This is a genomic window from Streptomyces sp. NPDC037290, from assembly GCF_055603245.1.
In genome coordinates this window covers 29555-53282 of the sequence record NZ_JBVJVZ010000019.1, presented here as the reverse complement: position 1 = coordinate 53282, position 23728 = coordinate 29555, and the positions used below count along the sequence as shown (strand labels likewise).

General features: G+C 63.7%; 20 protein-coding genes. 7 read left to right on the top strand and 13 right to left on the bottom strand.

What is annotated here, in order from left to right:
- Window positions 1-173: 173 nt before the first annotated feature.
- Window positions 174-533 (bottom strand): hypothetical protein, encoded by a 360-nt coding sequence (locus ACZ7HQ_RS37375; RefSeq protein WP_470999725.1) that lies wholly within the window; start codon window positions 531-533, stop codon window positions 174-176.
- 171 nt (window positions 534-704) lie between these two features.
- On the opposite strand from ACZ7HQ_RS37375, the gene ACZ7HQ_RS37370 reads away from it, so the two are divergent.
- The gene (locus ACZ7HQ_RS37370) at window positions 705-1088 is read left to right on the top strand and encodes a hypothetical protein (RefSeq protein WP_470999723.1); all 384 of its coding nucleotides are present in this window, start codon (window positions 705-707) and stop codon (window positions 1086-1088) included.
- Here the strand turns inward: ACZ7HQ_RS37370 and ACZ7HQ_RS37365 are convergent.
- The 7 genes from ACZ7HQ_RS37365 to ACZ7HQ_RS37335 form a co-directional block, all read right to left on the bottom strand.
- Entirely contained in the window at window positions 1075-2451 is a 1377-nt protein-coding gene (locus ACZ7HQ_RS37365) for a lytic transglycosylase domain-containing protein (protein WP_470999721.1), read from the bottom strand. The genes ACZ7HQ_RS37370 and ACZ7HQ_RS37365 overlap by 14 nt on opposite strands.
- 586 nt (window positions 2452-3037) lie before the next feature.
- Window positions 3038-4621, bottom strand: coding sequence for a glycan biosynthesis hexose transferase WsfD (gene wsfD / locus ACZ7HQ_RS37360; protein ID WP_470999719.1), 1584 nt, complete (start codon window positions 4619-4621; stop codon window positions 3038-3040).
- 83 nt (window positions 4622-4704) lie between these two features.
- Window positions 4705-5532 carry a septum formation family protein gene (locus tag ACZ7HQ_RS37355; protein ID WP_470999717.1) on the bottom strand — a complete coding sequence of 276 codons (828 nt, stop codon included), beginning with the start codon at window positions 5530-5532 and terminating at the stop codon, window positions 4705-4707.
- Window positions 5533-5577: 45 nt separating this feature from the next.
- Entirely contained in the window at window positions 5578-6960 is a 1383-nt protein-coding gene (locus tag ACZ7HQ_RS37350; protein ID WP_470999715.1) for a glycosyltransferase family 2 protein, read from the bottom strand.
- Complete coding sequence (locus tag ACZ7HQ_RS37345; RefSeq protein WP_470999713.1) at window positions 6957-7553, bottom strand: archaeosortase/exosortase family protein; 597 nt, start codon at window positions 7551-7553, stop codon at window positions 6957-6959. The genes ACZ7HQ_RS37350 and ACZ7HQ_RS37345 overlap by 4 nt, the downstream gene beginning before the upstream one ends.
- Before the next feature lie 364 nt (window positions 7554-7917).
- A complete protein-coding gene (locus tag ACZ7HQ_RS37340; RefSeq protein WP_470999799.1) occupies window positions 7918-8388 on the bottom strand; it encodes a CAP domain-containing protein in 471 nt (156 codons plus the stop codon).
- Window positions 8389-8683: 295 nt separating this feature from the next.
- The gene (locus ACZ7HQ_RS37335; protein WP_470999711.1) at window positions 8684-9787 is read right to left on the bottom strand and encodes a glycosyltransferase family 4 protein; all 1104 of its coding nucleotides are present in this window, start codon (window positions 9785-9787) and stop codon (window positions 8684-8686) included.
- A gap of 417 nt (window positions 9788-10204) precedes the next feature.
- Here ACZ7HQ_RS37335 and ACZ7HQ_RS37330 point away from each other — a divergent pair, with 417 nt between their 5' ends.
- Entirely contained in the window at window positions 10205-10786 is a 582-nt protein-coding gene (locus tag ACZ7HQ_RS37330) for a DUF11 domain-containing protein (RefSeq protein WP_470999709.1), read from the top strand.
- 509 nt (window positions 10787-11295) lie between these two features.
- On the opposite strand, the gene ACZ7HQ_RS37325 is transcribed toward ACZ7HQ_RS37330, so the two are convergent.
- Together ACZ7HQ_RS37325 and ACZ7HQ_RS37320 are read right to left on the bottom strand one after the other, a co-directional pair.
- Entirely contained in the window at window positions 11296-11739 is a 444-nt protein-coding gene (locus ACZ7HQ_RS37325) for an NUDIX domain-containing protein (RefSeq protein WP_470999707.1), read from the bottom strand.
- Between the two features lie 147 nt (window positions 11740-11886).
- Window positions 11887-12852 (bottom strand): aldo/keto reductase, encoded by a 966-nt coding sequence (locus ACZ7HQ_RS37320; RefSeq protein WP_470999705.1) that lies wholly within the window; start codon window positions 12850-12852, stop codon window positions 11887-11889.
- An 844-nt stretch (window positions 12853-13696) separates the two neighbouring features.
- Here ACZ7HQ_RS37320 and ACZ7HQ_RS37315 point away from each other — a divergent pair.
- Entirely contained in the window at window positions 13697-14416 is a 720-nt protein-coding gene (locus ACZ7HQ_RS37315) for an RNA polymerase sigma factor (protein WP_470999703.1), read from the top strand.
- A 39-nt stretch (window positions 14417-14455) separates the two neighbouring features.
- Window positions 14456-15679: a non-hydrolyzing UDP-N-acetylglucosamine 2-epimerase gene (wecB, locus tag ACZ7HQ_RS37310; RefSeq protein WP_470999702.1), complete on the top strand. Its 1224-nt coding sequence runs from the start codon at window positions 14456-14458 to the stop codon at window positions 15677-15679.
- A gap of 76 nt (window positions 15680-15755) precedes the next feature.
- On the opposite strand, the gene ACZ7HQ_RS37305 is transcribed toward wecB, so the two are convergent.
- On the bottom strand, window positions 15756-16907 hold the full coding sequence (locus ACZ7HQ_RS37305) for a chaplin (RefSeq protein WP_470999797.1): 1152 nt from the start codon (window positions 16905-16907) through the stop codon (window positions 15756-15758).
- 827 nt (window positions 16908-17734) lie between these two features.
- Between ACZ7HQ_RS37305 and ACZ7HQ_RS37300 the strand changes: the two genes are divergently transcribed.
- Complete coding sequence (locus ACZ7HQ_RS37300; RefSeq protein WP_470999700.1) at window positions 17735-18148, top strand: SsgA family sporulation/cell division regulator; 414 nt, start codon at window positions 17735-17737, stop codon at window positions 18146-18148.
- A gap of 533 nt (window positions 18149-18681) precedes the next feature.
- Window positions 18682-19308: a hypothetical protein gene (locus tag ACZ7HQ_RS37295; protein WP_470999698.1), complete on the top strand. Its 627-nt coding sequence runs from the start codon at window positions 18682-18684 to the stop codon at window positions 19306-19308.
- 61 nt (window positions 19309-19369) lie between these two features.
- On the opposite strand, the gene ACZ7HQ_RS37290 is transcribed toward ACZ7HQ_RS37295, so the two are convergent.
- Window positions 19370-20725, bottom strand: coding sequence for a right-handed parallel beta-helix repeat-containing protein (locus ACZ7HQ_RS37290; RefSeq protein WP_470999696.1), 1356 nt, complete (start codon window positions 20723-20725; stop codon window positions 19370-19372).
- 60 nt (window positions 20726-20785) lie between these two features.
- Here ACZ7HQ_RS37290 and ACZ7HQ_RS37285 point away from each other — a divergent pair, with 60 nt between their 5' ends.
- On the top strand, window positions 20786-22000 hold the full coding sequence (locus tag ACZ7HQ_RS37285; RefSeq protein ID WP_470999694.1) for a Dyp-type peroxidase: 1215 nt from the start codon (window positions 20786-20788) through the stop codon (window positions 21998-22000).
- A gap of 38 nt (window positions 22001-22038) precedes the next feature.
- Here the strand turns inward: ACZ7HQ_RS37285 and ACZ7HQ_RS37280 are convergent, their stop codons facing one another.
- A complete protein-coding gene (locus ACZ7HQ_RS37280) occupies window positions 22039-23574 on the bottom strand; it encodes an LCP family protein (RefSeq protein WP_470999794.1) in 1536 nt (511 codons plus the stop codon).
- Window positions 23575-23728: the final 154 nt, after the last annotated feature.

The following is a 23728-nucleotide window of genomic DNA, read 5'->3' as shown; positions in this document are numbered from 1 at the left end:
TACGACGGAGCCGGGCGGCTGTCCGACAGCCACCCCGACGCGGCGAAGTCGTCGGTCACGCAGTCCTGGAATAGCTGGACCCGGCCGCCGACGCGAAGGCGTCGGAGGTGGCCTTCCGGCTCATCCGTGAGGAAAATGGCGGCGCTGTCGACTTGATGACGGACCCTCTGCGGTCATGAATGAGCCACGATACTGGCGGGCATGCAGATCATGGTGTAACTCGGAGGAGGAGTGGAAACGAGGCCGATCATAGCCAGCAAAGACTGATACGCCGGATTTTCATGGTACTGGCATGCGAAGGCCACCGTGGTAGCCGTGTCCCTGAGCATCGGGTACCCACCCTTGTCACCACCTGCTGTCATCACCGTGGACAGCACGATCCGCGCGGGCAACTCCTCCCCGCACAGCTCATCGAGCTCCTCGAAGCTGACAGCGGATCCCACATCTTCTCCTCTGAGAGTAACGAAAAGCGCGGTGCCGAAACGGCAAACTGTCGTGTTCAGGTTCGGTAACGGACCGATGTGAAAGCTCACCCGATTGGATCGGGAATAGGGATCACCGGTCCAAGGGAATTCCGTGGACGCACCCTCGCTGTGATCGCAGTCACATTCGCGTCGACAACAAAAAAGGAGCGTTACACGTACGGCGGTCCCGTGTCAGAGCTAGAGGACCTGTCCCGTTGGAAAGGACCTGCCTCGTGATGGTTGGCGGCCCGTACGGTCACCGGTCTCGGCCTGATCAGCTGCAGCCTCTTCATCTGGCACGAGCCGACCATGCTGGGGCTGTACCACGCGGGAATCCTGCCCACCGGTCGGGCCGGCTTCCCCATGGCCGCCGTGGTCGTGCTGGTCACGGCGATCCCCGCTGCGATCCTCAGCTACTGGATCACCGAGTACCCCATGAGCGTGCTCGCCTGCCTCAAGGACTCCAAGGGGCGCCTGCGCCAGTTCTACCCGCAACAGGCGTCGACATGGGGCCCGCGAGCAGTACCAGGGCCCCGCCCATCCGGATACGGCATCGGCGGGCGGGGCGACCCGGACGCGAGTTCAACTCATCGCTGTGCGGATGAGGGCATCACTCGCCGGTGAGTGCCGATACGCCCGGCACTTCAGTGGGAAGGCTCCCCCGCAGCAGTGACGATGACGGGAGCGCGTCTCCAAGGCGACGCACCAGGCTGGAAAGTTGCGTTGCGCCCTGCTGGGCGGGGGAGGGCGACGGGGTGGCGCGGGACCGGGACGGTGCCTTCGACGCCTGGAGGAGCGTTTCCAGCAGCGGCTGCCTTGGAGGTTGGGGGGAGAGCACCGGCAGTCGGACGGGTGGCACGGGGGTGACGGAGGGGCTGGCGCCGGCCTGCTCCGGCTGCGGGAAGGCGGTTGCGCGCTGCGACGGAAGGGTCGTCGGCTGCGGCGTTGCCTTGAACGACGTGCTCGACCTGGCTCCGGTCTGGGCGGAGATCTTCTTGGCGACCTGGCGGGCGCCCTTGCGCAGGGCGGAAACCACTGCCTTCGCCGGTGAGGCGGGGCGTGCCGACGGGCTGTCCTGAACGTTGGCGGGACCGGTAAGGCCGTTGCCGACGCCGGACATGTCCGTGCCCACGTACGGGCGTCCGAAGACATAGGCGGAGTTCCAGGCCAGGACGTCGCGGAGATACTTCTCCGAGTGGTTGTAACTGAGGATGGCCTGGTTCAGCTGCAGTGGATCGTTGAGATCGCGGTTGTGGGCGCACAGGTAGGAAGCAGCCGAGGTACTGGCATCGAACATATTGCTCGGATCGGCAGCGCCGGTCCGCCGTGTGGTGGTGCCCCAGCGCTTCCACGTCGGGGGGATGAATTGCATGGGGCCAACCGCTCGGTCCCATTTGGTATCACCGTCGATTTTGCCTTGATCGGAGTCGGGCCGTGCGGCAAAGGAAGTACCGTCCAGCACCGGCCCGAGGATGGGTGACGCCGTGAAGCCGTCGCCGGTCAGCTCGCCTCCCCGTGCGTGGTTGGACTCAACCTTTCCGATGGCGGCGAGCAGAGTCCACGGCAGGTGGCAGGCCGGTGTTCGGCTCGCCTGCTCGTAGGCGGCACGGCGATAGGCCATCAGGGCCAGAGCGGGGATGAACTCCGGATCGGCGTCCACGGCGTAGCGGGCCGGAACGACGTCCCCTTGTTGCGTTCTCCGCTGTTCGCTCTTGTGCTGAGCGGTTTGCTTCGGGCTGGGAAGCGGGGATTCGCTCGCCGTGTCCGGCGGAGTAGAGGCAGGCGCGTTCTGCTGTGCGTCGATCGAGGGGGGATATGCCGCTGCACTTGTCTTGGGCGGCGAGAATGACGACAACGACGTGGTGACGAGCCCCGCCGTGCAGGCCACCATCGTTCCGATCAGAATGACTTGCCGGGCTCGATGGTTGTGTCCCTTTGCGTCATGTGACTCTTGGCGCTCACCAGAGGGTGAACTGATGTCAGACATGGCAATCTCTCCGCTCGTGCAGCGTTTCTCGGGTCGCACTCATCGCGTGCTTTCTCCGCTGCTTTGCCTAGAGGGTGACGGCCGGTGGATATGACTCGACGAAGGCCATGTGGCAGGAAACCTCACCCTGTCGGAGTGGCTTCATCCGCACGGATTTCAGGCCTGCGCCCCTTCCCAGACCCGGGTGTTGTCGTGCCGAGATTTCAATGTTTTCCGGTCGTTGCACAACCGCCGCACAGACGCGTCATGTTCGAGCTGATGAGGCGTCTGTCTTTTAAACGGCGTCGCCCCGGCGGGCTTCCGCTCCTCGGTGGCGGGTAGTAGGCAGCGTGACATCAAGAGGGAGAATCAGCCATGTACGGAGGCATCGGCGGCGGCTTGGGTGGCATCGTCGGGGGAGGTGGCGCAATGGCGGGGACCGGTGTGGAACACACAAGTATGATCATTCTCTTGGCTGTTGGATTTCTCGTCTCGGGCGCCTTGTTATTGCGGTCCCAATCTTTGAGACAACGCCGAAACAAGCGCCCGTGAACGGCGGTGCCGGGGACCGATCTTCGACGAGTGGTCCCCGGCACCATTGCCTTCGCTACAGGCCCTGAGCCTGTTCGAGAGGCGCTGCGTGTTCCTTCTGTGTCTCCTCGAGAGGCGCTGCCTGTTCCTTCTGTGTCTCCTCGGGAGACGCCGCGGGCTCCCTCTGTGTCTGCTCGGGAATTGCCACATATCTCTTTCGGAACAGCAGACAGAGGCAGAGGAGGGCCAGCGGCATGCATAGAGCGGTCAGGAAGTCGGCGAAGATCATGTGCTTGTGAAGGTCGGACGCTCCCTCGGTCAGTACCACTGTCCAGAATTGGAGCACCAAGGCGAGTACCAGGCACACCGTCATTCGGCCCACCGCCCGTGCCGAATGCCGAGCCCAGGTCCGGCTGGCGAGTGCTGCCCCGAGCGCGAGGGTGACGACCCAGAGCAGAGGAATGAGGGCCGGCAGCACGGCGAATCCGCCGAAGATCTCACTCACTACCGCGATCCGATGCTCCTTGGCGTAGGGCGCATGACCGGAGTCGGCCGGGTAGGAGCCGAGGTATTCGAGGTTCAGCTGGGTCATCCCCTGCACCCCGCGTGCCCCCATGGCAACCACCTCGCTGGGGTTCTCCAGGAAGTGCAGCACAATCTTGGTAGGTGTGACGTGCTTCTTGTAGTCGTCCCAGAACGGGGTCCGGGCGGCGGAATTCTCAGAGATCATCGTGCTGTTCATGGCGGAGATGAGCCGCGGATCCGCGCCCAGCGCCCGCAGATCCCCCACCGGATCGAGGCTGTGCGGCAGCATCTCCTTGAACACGGCGTCGTACCAGACGAGTTGGTTGAGCCGTTTGGGCTGTGTCGTGGCGAATCCGACGGCGACCCCGCAGAGCAGGACACAAGCGATCAGAGCAGGCCAGCGCGACGCCAGCCACCGCGTCAACGGTTGTGGCCGGCTACCACCCGCGACGGCCTGGCTCTCGCCCCTGTACCGAGCGCTCGGGATCCACAGCAGCGCCAGCATGGTGACCGGAAGCAAGGAGATCAACTGGGGCTTGGACGTCATGGCGAAGAGCACGGTGGCCGTGGTCAGCGCGATTCCGCCCAGCGATGAGGTGGGGCGTCGCCACAACAGGAGCAGGGACGGGCAGAGCAGCAGAATGCCGACGAGCCCGGCCGGCTCGCTGAAAGGCGAGATGAAGAAGTCCGCGAACGCCGAGTCGCACACGACCATGCCGAAGCCGGCGGTCGCCGCAAGCCGCAGCCACATGGGGCCCGGCAGCAGCACGACCAGCAGAGCGATGATCGCGCCGAACGCCAGCGCGAGCAGCAGTCCGACCGCCCTCAGGTCGAGCGCGCCCGGCAGACCGAGCACCGGGGTCAGGGCCTTGGCGAGACCCAGCACCAACTGCTGCGACGAGTAGTACGGTTCACCCGAACCCTGCGCACCGCACGTCTCCCCGTACCAGGTGTGCGGTACCCACGTCGGAAAGACATAGGCCGACGGTTCCACGTTCCAGGGATGGTTGCTCACCACGCCGAACACACAGAGCAGCCGGTCGGCGTCGCCGTTGTCCCCCATGCCGACCACCCCGCCCAACAGCAGGCGCAGCAGCATCACGATCGCCCAGAAGGCCCCCGCGATCACGGCCACTGTCCGTACCGCCGGGCGGCCGGGTTCTTTGACCGTCAGGCGTAAGGAGGCCTTGGCCAGAACAGCGCGGGCATAGTACGTAGTCATGCCTGTCCCTTCGCTCTCCCGCTGAGAGTGCCGACGATGGCGGTGCCGGGTTGGGCCGGGCCGACCCCGCACTTCACGGTTCTGACGCCCCTCGTCCATTCGTCCTTGCTCGGCGTCTTGGCCTTGATCGCGAGTTCTGGTGCGCCCTTCAGCCGTTCGTGGAGGAACTCCTCCACGAACGGCTTGCACACCTTGGCAGCTGCCGCCTGGGCGTTCGCGAAGCGAACTGTTCCATCGAGGTCAAGCCAGGCGTTGACCTCCTCGCGGTCATGCCCCTGATCGCAGGTGACCGCCATGTCGCCGTACCAGCAGTCACGTACGGCCGAGGAATCCGGCTTCTTCAGCACGTCCCGAATGGGGAAGGCCATAAGCGGCCCGTCCTTGGCCTCCCGCACCGGGGGAACGGCGTCGCAGCGCAGGGTCCGTACACCCCGGGCCCACTCTGCTCGGGTCGGGTACCTCGGCCAGATGGAGAACGTTGTGGCGTCCCGTGGCCCGGCGCCCAGGTACTGCCTGAGCACCTGGACGTCGCAGTGGTCCAGCGCGTACGCCTGGAGCTGCTCCGGATCGGGCCGCTCCGGCGGCGTGGCGAGTTGACCTTGGAAGGAGATCACCTCGAAGGTCTCACTGCGGTGCGGTCGGTCGCAGGGCACCGGTGGCGCGATATCACTGGGCTGCACCATTTCCTGCGGCGTGCGGAAGGTGTGGCAGGTGCCCACAGCCTGCATGACACTCGGCAGGGCCGCGGGTGCCGAATTGGCGGCCGTGCAGCCGGTCAGTAACGCGAGCCCGGCAGCACCCAGCAGAACGGGGTATTTGCGCATGTCCATCATCTTTTGTGGTCGCGGAATGGGATGGCCGCGGGCGCGTCAAGCGTCTTTGGCGACAGGCTGTCCGAGGACGAGCACCTCGGCGTTGCGTCGTGTCTTGGCCCAGCCGGCGCGTCCGATCAACAATCGCCCGAAGGCGCGCCAGGCGATGACGTAGAAGAGGTAGATCAACATGGCGTAGGCAATACCCCACCCGATGCAGCGGAGCAGCCCCAGCGAGGGTTCACAGTGCCGGTGGTACAGATAGCCCCAGACCGCGAACTGTGCGATACCGAAGATCAGATAGAGCGAGAACTCGACCGCACCGCCGGACCGGAGGAAGGACAGCGTCGGCTCCGGATACTGGACCAGGTTGTTCAGGAAGATCAGGATCGGCAGTGGGTAGATCACCGTTCCCACCAGCCAGAGCCAGGGCTGGATCAGGTAGTACGAGATCTCCACGACCCCGGAGTTGGTCAGGTGACGCGAGCGCCATGCCTTGGGCAGGTAACGCATGCATTGCATGGTTCCCTGGCACCAACGGGTCCGCTGTGTCATGAAGCGAGGCAGGCTGTAGAGCGCCTCCTGATCCACCCAGGCCTCGGTGGCGTAGCCGGTGCGGAAGCCCGCCAGCAGGATGTGCAGACCGAGCTCGAAGTCCTCCAGCAGCGAACCGCGCCAGGGTTCACGCGCCTTGCCACCGATCTCATCCAGCGAACTCATCCGGCTCAGCTGGCCGTTCCCACCCATGCACACGCTCTTGGTCGTACGGCGGGACACCTGAATGGCGGAGATCGCCGCCCGGAACTCGATGTCCTGCAGCCGGACGAGCGTACGTCCGAACCAGTTCTGCAACTTGGTCCCGCCCGGCAACGGCTTACGGACGTTCCGGTTGACCATGCGGACCTCGATCTGCACCGCGCCCATCTCCGCGTCACCGAACAGGCTCGGCCCCGCACACACACCAAGGACATTGGTCGAGGGACGTGCGTCCGCGTCGAAGACAGCCACGATGACCGAGGTGCGGTCCATGTCAGCCGGCAGCCATTCGTCGAGCGCCTGGTAAGCGGCGTTGAGTGCGTGACTTTTGCCGGTACGGGCGTACGGACGGCGTCGTTGCACGAGATGCACATGGGACGAACGCTCGGTATGGTCTTGGACGATGCCGGCGGTCTCGTCGTCGGAGTCGTCGTCGATGACCCACAGGTGCACGTCGGGGAAGTGCTCGCGGAGATAGTTGAGAGTGTCGCCGATCACGCTCTCCTCGTCCCGGCACGGGATGAAGAAGTGCCATGAGAAGTCATTCGCGTCGCCCGGCGGCTGCGGTTTGGTGCGCAGGTATGCGATGACCAGAAGGATCACGTAGACGGTGAAGGTCGCGCTGATGACGAGCGCGAGGGCCATGGCCAGGCCGACGAAGGCGCTCTCCTGGAAATGGTTCACTGTGGCGATCCGTTCAGTCGGTCGTTCGACCGCGGCCGTCGCATCGCGACGAGCAGCAGGGCCGTCACCGAGGCAGCCACTCCCACCAGACTGAGGAGCGAGCCGACCACGGCGTGTGCCCAGCCGAAGCCTTCCTCCCCCCACTTCTGGAAGAACGAGGCGATCAAACCGATGCGTACCTGATTCGTCACGATGAGCACGGCAGCCCCGATCCCGGTTCCCGCCAGAATGCGGGAAATGGTGGAACGACGGCTGAGCATGAACCCGGCACCCACCAGGAGCAGCGGAATGATCAGCATCGCCGAGCTGCATCCTGCCGTGATCCGCAGACCCATCGCGTGCTGCGTGCCGAGACCGAAGAAGGTCACCGCCTCACCCCAGTCCAGGGCGGTGGTTCCCGTGGTGACCCACCCGATGACGTGTTCGCCCGCCGCGGCCTCGGCCGAGCGGAACCACTCGTTGAAGCCGAAGAGCACAACCGCGGTGAGAAGGAGAGCAGCAGCGAGCAGGAGCCGGAGGTAGGGCGGCTGAGACGGCCGTGATGTTCCGAGACCGAAGGGCGGCACCGGTGGCTGCTCATCGGCGGGAAGCACACTCACCTGCGGCCCGGGACGACGAGATGTCGGATTCGGATGCATCTCAGGCCTTTCTGACACAGCGACGCCCGCTGCCCGGGCGCCTCTCGCTCGAAAGGAGGTTTCGAGGGACGAATGATGACGCCATAGGAAAAGATTCAACACCGTAATGCGGCACAGCGATCACGACCCGGACGGCGTGCCCGCCACGGGTACGAGCCGGCGCTAGCCGCCGTGTTCCTGGACAACGGACAGCAGAGGTTCGTTGGACTTCGCTGTGAAAGACCGCTTCATCTGCGGTGTTCCCGATGTTCCGGTGTTCCCGGTCACCAACAGCAGGGACAGCCGTAGACGCGCGTGGTGGCCTGCCAGTGGTCTGCGTTCAGCGGCGAAACCCGTGCCTCTCATGCCTGAGCGGAAATACATTCCGCCCGAATCCTCCCATGATATTGCCCGGATTCTCGAATTCAACTGCGATGTAGGTCTCGTAATGATCCCGCCCGCTACCCACTGCGCGTGCGGCTCCAATGCGTGTGCTGCCCTTCCATACCAATTGCGTGAAGTGGCCTGTGCGCGGACTGAACCCAGGGGAATTGAAATCGTATGCCGATACCTCTGCGTACCATCGGTCGACAGCGGTACGGGCGTCTGCGGATCCGGAGGGCCTGCGAGTGGTGCTGGACCAGTAGAGAACTTCTCCCGTTCGCGAACGAAGTCCTTTGTGCCCCTTGGCCAGTCTGTGCCCCTGCGACACCTCCCGCAGCCTCGACTCCGCGTATTTTGTGAGGTTGCCATCGAGTCGTACCGGAGGTGCGTGGTGCCTGGCCCGAACCATGTTCACGCTGCGCAGCATTTCCTTGAGGAAGGCGCCGTCGGTGGAATCTTGAAACTTTCTGTGCCCGGAAACAGGGAAAGCCGCTGTGGTCAGGAGTCCAACTGCTCCGAGGAGCGCTCCCAGTTTTGTCAGCATTATCACTCTCTTCCGTACTACCGATGAAACAATGGTTTCAGTATCGAATCACTATCGCACCGCAACGCATCGATCGAGATCTGCTGATGTCTCCACGGTCGATCAAGCAGGTCGGCTAATTCCCTGCAGCCAGGTGCCCCCTACCCGCCTCCCCCCTTCCAGGCAGGAGGCGCTGTCGTCATCTGCTCGTTTGATAGAGCTCACGCAGACGAGCGGCTTGTGTGTCCGGGGTGTGATTGTGGAAGGCGCGTCTGGCACTCTCGGAATACAGATGGCGGTCGGCGGCGGATACAAGAAGACGCTGGACCGTAGCGGCCAGCTCCTCTGGACGGGAAGCCAGGCCGGGAAGCCGGAGAGCCTGGAGCGTGGGGATCGATCGGGCGGCGATGGGCAAACCCGCCTGTACCGCCTGCAACAGAGTGTCGCAGCTGCCCTCCCACGCCGCGGTGTGCACATACACATCGGCTCTTCGCAGCAGCCGGAGTACGTTCCTTGAAGGCAGCGGGCCTGTGACACAGACTCCTGCCTGCTCAAGGAGGCGTCTGTAACGAGGTTCGCCATCCCCGATCCACATCCACGTGGTGTTTGATTTGATGGCGGTCACCGCAGCCTCAAAAAATGCAGGATCTCGCTGAGGGCTGAGCGGACCCAGCGCCACGGCGACGGGCGCCGCCGGCGGAGGGGATGACACTTCCGACGGATCGAGGGCGTCTGTGCGCGGCACGTTCGGTACGTGGACGATCTTTCCGGTGCGGTGCAGACGAGCCGCCAGATGTGCTTCACGGAGATTGCATACGGCCACTGTGCCCGTACGCGGTGCGAGCAGATACTCGCACGTGGCATTAAGGATTCGTGCCGTCCTGGTGAGGTCTCGGCGCTCGAATGCGTAGCAGTGCGGACTGTAAACAATGGAGTCGGTCGGGATATTGACTGCCAGGCGGACGTATGCACCGGCATTGAAGGAGTGCGCATGCACCCAATCGGGCTTGAATGCAAGGTAAGCGTCGGTGATGGCACGTAAGCGGGCTCGATTCCCGGCGGGTAAGGATGCAATCCCTGCAATCCGCGCATCCGCCGGAAGTGTCGAAGACTTGCATGCGTCCCACTCTGCCAGCACCCAATGCTCCAGGTGTTGGGTAGCGGTGAGATATTCAGTGAGGGCGAATAGCGTGTTTTCGTCGAGCGGATCCACGACGTGAAGCACTCGGGCCTGGGTGCCGACGGTCGAGGAAGGGTTTTCCTTGGTGGATGGGCCGCTGAGATCGGCGGATGTATTACTCATCGATTGGACCTCCGGGAGTCGTAATGCCTTTCATGATTCGGGAAGGCAGCAGCAGACCCGCTTCTTGCTTCTCGTCAAGGGGAGAATTTTGGGCAATTGGTTCAGCCATATCACGTGGGATGATCGTCCGACGATACCCATCCGCCGTGGCGTCTCATGCGTACGCAAGACGGCGTAGTGCTCACCTGCGACGGCTGCGGTTGGGGGGCCGATGCCGGACTCGGGAACGTCATGCGAACCGACGGTGAGCACGACGGATTCGAGTGCGCCGGAGGTGGTCGTGACGATGGCTTCACAGGAACGATCACCTGTCTGGATGGCCGACCGTCATGGAGGGGAAGCGTGAGGATCTTATAAACAAACCCCTTCCGATGATGTATGGAAGGGCCCCTTCAATCCGATAGGTGAGTAAGACATATGAAGAAGCACTCAAGGCGGATGCTCGGCATCGCGCTCACAGTGGGCGGTGCTGCGGGCGCGTTGGGGCTGCTGGGTGTTCCGCAAGCCGTAGCGGCCGCGGGCGGTGTCGACCTGTCCGTCGCCAAGGCCGGTCCCGCGCTGGAGAATGCGGGAGACGCGGTCAAATACGAGATCGTCGTGACGAACTACGGTCCCGGCGCGTCATCCGGGTGGACGCTCACCGACCAGGTCCCGACGGGGCTGTTCAACGCCAGTGTCAGCAGCTCTGACGCTAATTGCGGGATGTACGCCGGCACTATCGTGTGCCAGGGTGGCGGCTTGGCCCCGAATTCCAGCGCAATTGTCTATGTGACGGGCACTGCCGGCCCGACCGGCTTTCGGTTGACGAACACTGTCACCGTGGACGGAGTCGATCCGGATTCCAACACCGACAACAACGTTTCTTCCGCCAACACGAACATCTTGGCGATCCCCATGATCAATCCGGCTGTCGGAGCGGGAGTTGCCGCAGCCGCCGCCATGGCCGGCGCAGGTGTGCAACTCGGCCGCCGTCGGCGCACGTCGGGCGCGGTGCGCTAAGAAGCCGCCCCTGCCAGGCGCTTCAGCGGGGCACCAGGCCCTCAGGTGCAAGAGGTCCAGCGCACGTGCTCACGGCCTGCTCTGGCCAGGATCCTGTCCCTCGTCGTTGTGTGTCCCGCGAAGCGGTCCTGGGCCGACCGGATCATGACGCAGGTCGTCGAAGCCGAATCACTGTCCGCTGCAGGAGGTGTTGTCTCGCTGCCGGGGGACAACCACGGTATGGGGGGGTGCGACCTGCCGTGGGGAAGGTTCTTGAAGCCGCGGGTTGCGCATGACCACCTGCTGCTTCTCCGAAGAAGCCCTTCCTCGCTTCGACACGGCGACATACCAGATGCTGAAATATGCACAGAAGGAGGCCAGAGAGAGAGACCAGGAGAGCAGGAGTGCCGTGATGAGATAGTTCATGATCGGTGACCGTTCTCCGGTGAAAGAAGAGCACCGCTGATCAGCGGTAGATCTACTCAGCAGTGCCAGAACAGTTCGCTTCCCGTCGCTCTGTTACGACAGGGTTATCCATGTGCGCAGTACATGGCGGGGATGTCTGATCGGCCGCACATGAACATCACCTGGCCGCTGCTCAGACGAATTGTTGGGGGAGTCTTGAGCCAGGTCATGACGGATTTCTTGTATCCCTCCTGCAGATTGAGCCGGTGCAGCTCATGGGGACTGAACAGACCGAACTGCTGGTGCTCGTCACTCAGCAGGGGTTCGGCATGAGGTGTCAGTACAGGACATCCGTAGGTCACGGTGAGGACACTTCGGCCGGGCTCCTGCTCAGATGACCAGACGTCCAGGAGGGGCCCCGCTACCGTCTGCCACCCTGATTCCTCGGCGATTTCACGCACCACACACTGCTCTGGTGTTTCACCCAGTTCAAGGCGACCTCCGGGAAGTTCCCACTCGTCGCGTTCATTCAGTAAGAGAAGGACGCGTAGATCAAGACTTAGGGTCACCCCCCTAACGTTCACAGAGTAGGCAGGTCGTGCGTGGGTCATCGTAGTCCTTCAACGCTGTGCTGGCCCGTGCAAAGTGAATTGAACTAAAATTCGTAACTATTCAGATAATAGGGTGGAAGGGTTGGTGTCGTCCGTGCCGAGCTGCTACCTGCCGGTGCCGATAGAGACGGTGATCGCCTCGAGCTCTGCGGGAGTGAAGAAGGTCTGATTTGCTGCCGCGCAGAACTCGTCCAGCTGTGCAAGGGATTCGGGGGTGATGATGGCTGAGGACACGCGACGATCCCTTAATACCCAACTCAGAGACAACTGAGCGAGGGTCTGGCCCCGAGCTGCGGCAACCGTATTCAAGAGTTCGATATTCGGGGGCTCTCCCATCGGCCACACCAATTGTCCCCGATCACGGTGTGCATTCGGGAATCCTGTCGTGTCCAGTAATCCATTGGCCAAGGGATTGTCGGCGATGAAACTGACACTATAGGAATCCAGAAGATCCAGGAGAGTTTCTTCCGCCCAGGGGTTGAGCAACGAGAATGAAGCCTGGCACACGATGGGCGGACTGCCGAGCTTGTACAGAATCTCAATGGCCCGACGGGCCATTGTCGGCGCATAGCTGGCCAGCCCGATATAGAAGGCCTTTCCCTGGTTCACTGCCGAAACCAAGGCTCCCATGGTCTCTTCGAGAGGAGTGCTGGGGTCATAGCGATCTGAGTAAAGGATGTCGACGTACTCCAGCGATAACCCACGCAGAATGGAGTCGAGGGAAGACATCAACTGCTTGCGAGAACCGAAACCGAATGACTGGCCCAGTCGGCCTTCGAAGCCGACATGCGCTGCGAGTACGACCTCATCACGTTGGCGGCGCAGACCCGCCAGCGCATCCGTCATTCGTCTGCCGGGAACAGCTCTTCGCCCCGTCCAGGAAGCGGGCAGGTCGAAGTGGGTGATGCCGCGATCAAAAGCCCGTGGTGCCAGGGATTTTTGAAGACCCGGTTGACGCCTGTCGGCGCTGAGCGGCAGGCACAGAGAGATGGCCGACACATGTAGACCGCTGTAGCCGCAACGGCGATAGGGCATCTGCGACTTACTGGCTAGGGCGGATTCATGAGCCAAGTGTTCCCCCTGCATATGAGCAGTCCGTTCATGTCGTCGGCAAGGTTCAGGCACTGTGGATCGGTACAGCTGCCGGTAAGTGCTCGTGACGGCGGGATGTGTGCTTCATATCGAGGAGAGGAGCTTGAGACCGATGCATGACGGCGTGTGAGCAGACGAGGTGATACCGGCCCGGGTGCGGCCCGCTCGGACAGTGCCGCGCCGATCATGATGTTGTCATCAGTGGCCCCGGTCGTGGGGCAGGGTGTCTGTGCACCAGTCGAGTGATGTTACCCAAGGAGCAGCACGGCGTTCGTAGCATGATGTCATTCACCCCTGCTCCAGGAGGTGGCATCTTCCGCCGTCTGCACGGCGTGGAGTGGCGTCAGGAAGAGGTGGAGGACCTATAAAGGGGTGGCAATCCACCGCTGCGATCATGGGAGCCAACGCGTTGATGTCCTGGATCGGCTCCTTGTTCCTTCGTTCGGCGCTCGTAGCCGTCGTCCTTGCTCAGTCCAGTGCTGAGTATCTCCCTCGAGAGCTCGAACCCCATGGCTCTTCCACCAGTGGCTGATGCACCGGTCCTGAACTGGCCGCTGGCCGTATTTGCATGCATACGCTCCGGATAAAGAGCGAGCTGAGCCAGCCTTCGAGATCTCCTTAATGGTCTCCTTCGAGCCGAGAATTCAGTGGGCTTCCTCGCGGGCCGTGCGTCCCCCTGCGCATATCTAGTCGAGATCGAGGCCGGCCGTGGGGTCTGTTCGCGGCGAGTCTTCATTCAGGAGCCGTAATGTCATATTCAACTAGACACAGCACGCCGCAGGTCCGTAGCTCGGTCCGTGCTGCTGCCTCCGAATCAGAAGCAGTGGAGTCCAGCGATCAGGAACTGGCTCAATCGGTGCGCGAAGGCGACACGGAGGCCTTTGGCGTACTTTTCCTCCGGCACCGAAATGCGGCTACTCGGCTTGCGTCGATGTACGCCGATGATGCCCACACGGTGCAGGACTTCGTGGCCGAGGCATTTTCTCGGGTGCTGCAGGCGCTGAGATCGGGCGGTGGCCCGTCCAGTTCCTTTCGAAGTTATCTCCTCAAGGTCCTGCGCAACGTAGTGGCCGAATGGGGGAGAAGTGCTGGTCGGCAGGTATATGTACCCGACGTGAGTCTCTATGAAATGGAGTACGCAGAATCGGCGGGGTCCGAAGCTCTCAAGAATTATGAATACGGGTTGGTGATAGAGGCGCTTGGGTCCCTGTCCGAACGATGGAGAGCCGTTCTGTGGTGCACTGTTGTGCAATCTCAGCAGCCTGCCGCGATTGCGAACATGATGGGTGTCAGCCCGAACAGCGTCGCGGCCCTTGCATACAGGGCGAAGGAGGGCTTGAGGCAGGCATACCTGAGTGTCCATCTGGACCAGAAGAGATACCCCAGCCAGTGTTCGTACTACGTGAGCCGGCTGGCCGCCTTTTCTCGTGGACGGCTCGGGGAGAGTGCATCGGAGGAGGTGATGCAACATGTCAAAGGCTGTAGTTCGTGCGAAGACCTCTATAAAGAGATCGATGAGTTGAGCCACCTTTTCCACAGCTGAGGTCCACGTATAGCAAGGCGACACTGGAGCTGATCATTCATGTACGAAGAAAATGACATCGCAGTAGTCATGGGCACTCGTCCAGAAATCATCAAACTGGCCGGAGTGATCCGTAATCTCGGAACACGCGCCTCAATTCTCTATACCGGCCAGCATTATGATGCGGAACTGTGTGAGAGTTTCTTTCACGGTTTTAAGCTGCCGCCACCGGACTTGCTATTGAGTGGTATCAGTGGGACGCACCGCAGCGTTCAGATCTCGAGTGCGACCTATCAACTCGCCGATTATTTCCGGCAGACGAGGCCGAGGCTGGTCATTGTGCAGGGGGATACAAATTCTACATTGGCTGGAGCGCAAGCGGCCAACTACTGCGGAATTCCAGTTCTTCACGTTGAGGCCGGTCTCCGTTCCAACGATCGATCCATGCCGGAAGAAATCAACAGGCGCCTGGTCTCCGTCTTAGCGGATATTCATTGTGCACCCACGTCGTGGAATGCTGCTAATCTGATCTCCGAAGGGATTCCGCTGTATTCGGTGCGGGTCACGGGGAATACCATCGTAGAGGCCACGTGTGAATCGCTGCCCGGGCTGGAAGAGTCCAAAGAGATCCTTGCCAAGTATGAGCTCTGCGAGAATGAATTTATTCTCGCAACGATCCATCGCCCGGAAAATACCGACGACCCCGAGCGGCTCTCAGAAATCCTTGATGCGTTGTCCGAAGCCCCCATCCCGGTGCTTTTCCCGGTGCATCCACGGACAGCCGGAAGTGCCACTGCTTTCGGACTGACCGATCGACTTTCGAAAATTCGACATGTTCCTCCCCTTGATTACTCGACCTTCCTTGCGCTGGCTAGTCAGGCTCGCCTACTTATTTCAGACTCAGGTGGCATTCAGGAGGAGTGCACGGTTATCAAAAAGCCTCTGATTGTAGTGAGGCGAAATACTGAGCGACCTGAAGCGATTGCTGCCGGATTCGCTGTTCGCTTGAGTCACCGGCGTGAAATCTCGGAAGAGATCAATCGGATTCTGGCGAAGAGTGAGCTGGCGCGCGCTCTGGTCAACAGGCCTTGCCCCTTTGGTGATGGAAAGGCCAGCGAGCGCATCACGGAGATTGCCCTGACCATGGCGGAGGGCGGGATTCTTCCACCTAGCGATAAATTCGGCGAATTCTCGTACACGCCGGTACCTCATGCTGCTCGTGGAGGCGCCCCGGTAAGGGCGCTGCTCCGGTCCCCGGTGGAGAAGGGGTCGATTACGCAATAGGCGGCCCTCGCCGGCAGCCATGGAGTGCCGTATGGGACTCGGGTGGCCGCCGGCGACCGCAGTTACTCTCCCGCCGTCAACGCGACGAGGCTCGCTCGCGACGGTAGAGGATGACTCCCCCCGTCAGTAGGGCGGCAGCAGCGGCTGAGCCTGTGAGGAGCACTTCGGTTCCGGTGCTGGCCATTCCGGGCCGCGGCGAGTGTCGAGCGGGAGGTACCGAAGTGCCCGGGGCATGGTGGACCGTCGCAGGCGCGATCGGAGTCGCGGGGAGTACGGGGGTGACGAAGGCTCGAGTGTGGGGGTCCCGAGACGGTGACAGGGGCGCCTTGGGGGCGGAGGGTACGCGCTGAGCTGTCTGAGACTGTGGCGGGGCGGCCGCCGTTACCGGGGTGCCCGGGAGCCCTGAGCTGTAGTGCGGCGGAGCCGACGGCGTGGTGGTGCTGGGCGCCTGCGGCTGTGTCCGGGGCACAGAGGCCGACCTGGGGGTGGAGCTGGAGCCCCGGTGTGTGGGCCCAGGTGCCGTTGGCGCGGCAGGGTATTGGTGCGTGGACGGTGAGGTGCTGGGGTCGAGCGGGGTGGTGAGGTTTACGACGGGGTCCGTCGGCAATCGCAGACTTGGAGGCGTGGATGTGAGAGGGGACGAGCCGGTCAGTGCCGAGAGGGGTGCCGTCGCCAGCGGCGTTACTGCCAGGGGAGTCGCTGCGAGGGGGGTCGCTGCCAGTGGCTGCGATGCCAGCGGACCCGTCGGCAGAGGCGTCACCTCGGGGGCAGGACCCTGATGTGTGGGCCAGGGCGTTGTCGGGGTGACCGGAGGGAGACCCGAGAGCAGAGGTCCTGTCCGTGCGACAGGAGTCTCGGTGTTCGAGACCGTCGGGGCGACCGGGCTTCGACCCGGCGACTGTGCCGTGGGCGGAGCGGAGGGGCGGTGATGCGGGGGCGTGACCGGGCTGTTGTTCTCCGGCCGGTGGGCTCGTGGGCCCGCGACACCCGGGTTCCGGCCGGCCGGGGCCGGGGTGTTGGGCGCATGCGCGCAAGTGTTGTGCGAAGCAGCAGACTGTGCGGCGACCACGTCGACCGCGGTGTCACAGGCGTTCGCCGGTACGTCCGAGGGCAGTTCCACCGTGTTGCCCGACAGGATGTCGGGCAAGTCCACGGTGGGGCCCCGCAGTTGGGCGGCGGCATGCGCCTCGGAGCCGCATACCAGGACGCTTGTCGCGGCGGCGGCCATGACCACGCGCCTGCTCAGGGTTTGTCGCACTGTCGTTGTCTTCCTACTCGAAGAAGGTAGAAGTCAGCCTGGGGCCCAGCAGCGAGTCAGTAGCCGATGCGCACGGGCACGCCCTGACCGGTGCGTGACGTGGTCAGGAGCCGAGAGTGCTGCCGAGTGCCAGGTCGTGCTGGGTGGCCGCGTTGTCGCACAGGCTCAGGGGGATGCTGGCTCGAGCCGGCAGAGGTCGAGCCGGAGCGGAGACCCAGCGTCCTCCTGTGCGTCACCTGCTTTCTCCTTCTTGTCTCTCAAGAGCCATGGACCGTCATGGCCTAAGCCGAGCGAGCGCAGCGTGAGCTGTTCCGCACCATGGCCTGCAGACTGTAAACGAGTGAAGAGGGCCGAAGAAACCGATGGATCGTGCGGTACGGAAATTTTCACTCTCGCCCTTCGGCGGCCCCATGTAAGACGGACTGAGAAGTGACTACGCGATGTTTCTCGGAACCCGGCGATGGAAACTTATTCAGTAAGTCACTCAATATCTTCGGTACCGCAGGCGGCACCGCCCTCAGGCGTAGGAGGTACCTGCGGCTCGGCTCCCGGCCGCCACACCATCCATGACGGCGTCGTGGCGATGCCGTGGGCTCGGGCCCGGCTCCGCGGGATTCGACGGGGCGGTGACGGCTTCGCCGCATCGGATCGGCACATGCTCCGGAGCGCGGCGGCGTGTGAGAGCGGCGATCCCACTCAAACCGCCTTGTTTCGGACATCCTGTAGATGGGGAGGGGAAATCTACGCTCGTCAGAGCACGTCATTCGGCCGGTCCGGCCACAAAGCGGAGAACGACCATGGATATCACTCTTGAGCAGCCGGTCCGCGCCCGTCTGATCACCTTGGAGGACCCGGAGTTCCCGGCCCCCACGACGCTGAGGTACACCTCCACGGACCCGTTGGCGATCCATATGGACTTTCCAGCCGAGGTATCGCTCAGCGGCGTCGACATCACTTGGAGTTTCGCCCGCGACCTCCTGTGGGAGGGCCTGACTGCTGTGGTCGGCGAGGGGGACGTCCACATCTGGCCCTGCGGGCCGTCGATGACGATGCTTGAGTTCTACGGATCGAACGGCATGGCGCTGCTCGAGTTCGAAACGGATGGCCTGCGTTCGTTCCTGCTGCGTACGTACGCTGCGGTGGCTACGGGACAGGAACAGGTCGGGCCAGCCATCGACCGCTGCCTGTCCACTCTGATGGGCGGGGTGTGAACGAACGGGCGGGAGACCCTGGTCCATGGGTGTTCGTGCGCATTTTGAGGATAGAGTCCGCGTATCTCGGAGCGACGGCTGGTCGGCGCTGTTCAGGTGCGCCCCGGTGCGCTCAGGGATCGGGTGCGTTGGGATGAGCGGAGTCGGCGCCGGCCATCCCCGCACAGGTGATGGCTGATCACCTCAATGGCTAACGGCGCGGTTCGACCGGAGCGGGGTCGTTGATTTGGGGCGGAGTATCTGCGATAGACAGCTCACGGCCGTGTCGTAATCAGAGGCCGTTCATATCAATTCCTGTCTTTTCGTGAAAGGTTTCCATGCGCACATGGTTCTTTATCCGTCCGTTACAGCGGCTGACGCGCCGTTCACGCCTGCGGGTTCTGGGGGTGGCCCTCGGTATTGGGGTGTCCTGCTGTGCTCTGGCACTCGTAGGTACCGGTGGGGCTCGTGACAAGCCACGGGCCATCACGTCTTCAGAGGCCGAGCGGCTGGCCGTGGTGCGTTTCAAGGCCTTTGAGGCCAGCCCCGAGTCAGTGACGGTGAAGATCGACGACGGTACGGACTCCTACGAGGTGCGCGGGCTGATCGACTACGGCACTCACCGCGGAGTGGGAACGTACGTCGCCGGGGCGCCCGGCCGGAAGCAGCAAACGGGACTGGTCGCGTGGGACAGCAGTGGTGTGGCCGTTGCTCTCGGGTCGCGCGGTACGTCTCCTTCGTCGAGGTCCGCGCAGATCGTACAGGCGGCCGAGAAGGTGCCGGCCCGACTCTGGTCACCACGAGCGTACGCCGGGTACACCTTGGACACCGCGCTGCGGGTGGTGATGGCGCTGGGGCAGGACCGGCCGGACAACGCGCAGCTGTTGGCCCAGTTCGGTGCCCGGCGTCTTGGAGAGAGCACGCTGCGCGGCAAGCCGTACACACGCTTCTCCGGTCCGCGCCCCCGGCCGCGGCGCGTCGGCGGGGCCGGGGCGCCGCGACAGCGGATGGCCGCCTCCTCCCCGTTGACGTACTGGGTTGATGAGGACGGAAACCTCGGCCGTCTCGAGATCAGGGGCCAGGGCACCAGGCAGCCCGTCACCATGGACTTCCTCGGTCATGAGGCTCATGCGAAGGTGCCTGCCGCGCCCTGGCGGGGGATGTCACAGCACGTCCGGTGACGGCGGCAGCCGCCGGATGGGGAGGAGGGGCAGACAGGAAGCCACTCCTCCCGCGGCGGGATCAGCGACGCGGCTGGGGCAAGCCATACTCCGCCAGGTCGACCTTCCCCGGCAGATGGAGCGCCGGGCGGGCCGGCGCATGGGCGGCGTCGGGCATGCCCGGCTGTGCAGGAGGAGGTGCGACGTCGCGGAAGGAAACCCCTGGCGGAACCGAGCCAACTGTCGGCAGACGGCCGGGAACGCGCAAGGCGACGTTGCGTCCCGGGCAGGTCGTCAGGACATGGGGTAGCGGGTAAGGACTCGTGCGTGCGCGGCCGTTGTCGCTGTAGCAATTGTTTCCGGTGCGGTTCGACATCACGACAAGGCCCAGTTGATCGCTGCCCACGGCGTTGCTCTTGATCTCGTTTCCGACGGCTGGATAGCCCTGCACGTCCTGCACGACGAAGGCGCTCGCGTGATTGCCCTCGATCCTGTTGTGTTCGAAGATGTTGTGCGTACCGCCACCGATGCCGACTCCGATACCGAAGCCACCGTCGGCCTGTTCGGGGCTGCGGTCGTCGTTGTTGTCGCTGACCGTGTTGCCGACGAAGACCGCATTGTGCTGGGGTCCCAGCGCCTCCAGGTTGTTGGAGAGCACGGTCAGCCCCACGCGATTGCGATGGATGGTGTTGCCGAGCAGGTACAGGCCTTTCGAGGCGTTCGTGACCTCGACTCCCACGGCGTTGTGTTCGGTCACATTGTTCCGCACGATCGTGTTGCAGGGATTGCATTGGCCCACATAGATGCCCGAGTCCGCCTGTCCCGAACCGTAGGAGTTCTCGATCACTCCGTCACGCGCGTCGAAGGCGTAGATGCCGTAGAGAGCGTTGTCGTACGCCGTCACATACGAGGCGCGGAAGCCGTGCAGCGCTGGGTACTTGATCGTGTCCAAGGGGTCGTAGTTCGCTGCGCCACCTGCGCCCGCGCCCTGCAGGGCTTTGTCGGTGACACCCGTGAACAGCAGCCCGTTGGCGAGGTGGTTGCGCACGGTGAGGTTCTCGACGACGGACGCCGCGCCGGTGACGGTGATTCCGTTGATGCGTTTGAACTCGCCGTCGATGACAACCTTTGAGCGGTCGGTCCCCCTCAGTACGATCCGAGGTTTGTGGATGGTGACGCTCTCCCGATAGACACCCGGAGAGACCAGCACGGTGTCGCCCGATTGAGCGGAATTCAATGCCGCCTGGATGGACCGGAACTGACCAGGAACCCGCAAAACCGCGGGCTGACCCATGGGTCCCAGCCGGCCGCCGGCCACTGGTGCGGCGCACGCTGCCAGCCCGAGCAGGGCGGCCAGAAGGCCGAGGACAAGAACCAGGAGACCTGGCGAGGTGATGCCGGCGCGAGGCACGCGGTGTTTCGTGACGAGGAATCGCATGGGGCCCAGGTGTAGCGTGAGGCCTGCCGCAGCAGCTCATGATCGCCCTTCTGCGCCCTTGTGGCCGTCGCGCGCCCAGGGACGCATGTCCCATGCGTCCCTGCGGCTCATGGGCAGTGTTGCCGGCAACCTCGCATTCCTCGCGCGACAAACCCTGGAGCGCCGGTGACCAGCACGCCCTCCGAATCTCCTCAACCGACCCGCCGCTCGCTCCTCGCAACCGGCACGGCGTTCGCATTCCTTTCGGCCGGCTGCGCAGGCGGAGCGCGGCAACGCGAACAACCGGCATCGGCCGAGGGCCATGGTTCCACGGCGCATTCCGATGAGCGAACAGCGCCGGTCCGGCAGCAAGGCGTCAACGGACCCCAGCCCCTGCACGTCCTCGTCACGGGCTATGACCTGGCAGGACATCGGCGTGGTTCAGCCGGACATGCGGCTGTGCGCAGGGCTCTGAACCAGTGGTCAGCACTTCCTCTCCCTGGCGCCAGCACACGCACTGTGGCGCTGGGCCCGTCCCTCTACCGCACACTCGGCCTCGCGGCCCCAGCGAGGCTCCGGCAGATCCCGCCGTTCCCCCGTGACCGACTCGACCCCGAGCGCGGGGGCGGCGACATCCTGGTGCAGTTGTGCGGCGACGATCACGAGGCGCTGCAAGAGCATTCCGGCCGACTCACCACCTCCGCCGCCGGCCTGCTGGAGCATCGCTGGCACGAGCGTGGATTTCTGCCCCCGCACGCCCGCGGGGAGACACCCCGCAACCTCTTCGGTTTCAAGGACGGTACGGAAAACCCGGCCGGGGCCGAAGCGGAGCGCTGGGTTTGGAACCCCGACGGCAGCACCTACCTGGTCTACCGACGTATCCACATGGACGTCTCCGCCTTCGGGGCGCTCCCAAGCGCCGGTCAGGAAGCGGTCATGGGACGCGCTCGCCGCACGGGCGCCCCACTCGGGGCACACCGCGAGCACGATCGGGTGGATCTCTACGCCAAGACCCCGCAAGGCCGTTACATCATCCCCGCAGACGCCCACGTGCGTCTGGCCAACCCCCGATTCGACGGCGGCGCACGCATGTTGCGCCGCGGATACTCGTACGACAACGGGCCCGATGACCAGGGGCTCCTGTTTCTCGCCTACATGCGTGACCCTGCTGTCTTTACACGCGTGCAGGAGCGCCTGGATCAATCGGACGCGTTGAGCCGGTTCGTCGAGCACCGCGCCTCTGCCGTGGGCTATGTGCTGCCAGGCACGCCTTCGGCCTGGCTGGCAGGCCGGTAGGGCGGACCGCCACTCAGGTGGATCGCCATGGTCGAGCGTCAGCCGTACGACAGATGGGAGCACAGGTCGTCATCGGCCGACCGGGCGCCGTCGGCCACCGAAGGGGGTACGGCGGGTTGGCCGGACATGGACGAGGCGCCGTAGGACCGGCCCAGGATCACGTCGATCCCTGACGTGCGGACCGGTTCGAGTAGGGCGTTGGGGAAGAGCCCGGCGATCGTCTGCGCCTCGTTCCGCAGGCCCCGGCCATACCGGATCACTGTGGTGGCATGGTCCTGACGGTCGGCGTTCGCGACGTTGATGACATTGAAGCCGTGCTCGGTGAGCGTCATCGCGACGCTTCGGGCCAGGCCGGAGACGGTGGTGCCGTTGTGGACCGCGACGCTGATGCCGTTGCCCTTGGTGCCATTCGACTGGGCATGTGCGAACGGTGTCATCGCGGCATGCGCGCCACTGGCATCGGCACCGTCGATGGTGTGATCGGCCTTGAGGGCGGCCCACAACTCGTTGGCGTCCGGTTGGACGATCGCGACGCGCGGCCCGTCATAACGCCAGGGTACGGTCACGAACTTGATGTTGTGCAGGTCGATGTCTTTCAGCGACATGACGAACGAGATGAGTTTGTCCGCGGTCCCCAGACCCGGGTCGACGGTCATCGACTTCGTCGCGGCCTCCGCGAGGGGCAGCAGACTGGCCGGTGTCAGCCCCTGATGCCGGATCTTTCTCACGAGGCTGGCGACGAAGGCCTGCTGACGCCTGATGCGCCCCAAGTCCGAGCTGTCACCGATGCCATGCCGGATGCGCACATAGCTCAGCGCCTTCTCCCCGGAGACGACCTGGGCACCTTTCTTGAACAACAGCTTGCCCCGAGTGGAGCGGTTGGGGTCGAGGTCTCTCTCGTAGATGTTCTTCGGCAGGCACACCCGCACACCGCCCACCACGTCCGTCAGTGCCGCGAAGCCCTTGAAGTCGAGCACCACGGTGTGGTCGACGCGCAGTCCGGTGAGCTTCTCCACCGTGTTCTGGGTGCAGGCCGGATTGCCGGACATCGTCTCTCCGACAGAGAAGGCCGAATTGAACATGACGTCGACCTGGCGTTTCGTCCACGTGCCGTCGGGCAGTCTGCACGGCGGCACGGTGACCAGGGTGTCCCGAGGAATCGACACCGCTGTCGCGTGCCGGTGGTCGGCATGGATGTGGAGCAGGAAGGTGGTGTCGGAACGACCGCTGTCGTCCTTGCTGCCGCCGCCCAGCGCGCTGTTCCCGTCGTTGCGCGCGTCAGAGCCGATGATCAGGACGTTCTCACCCCCGGCGGAGACGGCGTCGGGGCGAATGTGGGACAGACCTGCCCCGTCGAAGGTGCCGATGCTGCCGCTCAGCCTCAGGTAGAACCAGCCCATTCCGGACACGCCGAGTATCGCGAGGGACAGCGCGATACCGAGCGTTTTCCGCAGCGAGCTGCGTTGGCGTCGCGGTGACCTGTAGCCGCCACGTGAGGAATCAGGACGAGGCGGTTCGGCCTGGTGCTGGTGCTGGTCGGAGGAGGGTGTGGCCCGGTGGTCCGTTGTCGTCATCCGCGCGCCCTCAGCCGTACTGCACTCCAGCGAAGAGAATGGACAGGGGAGAAGCACCGTAACGGGTTGGAGCCCCGGCGCCTGCTGATCGTGGCGATCGCGGTCATCCTGCTTTTCGGATCGACGAAAATGCCCAGGTTCACCTGTGCGCTGG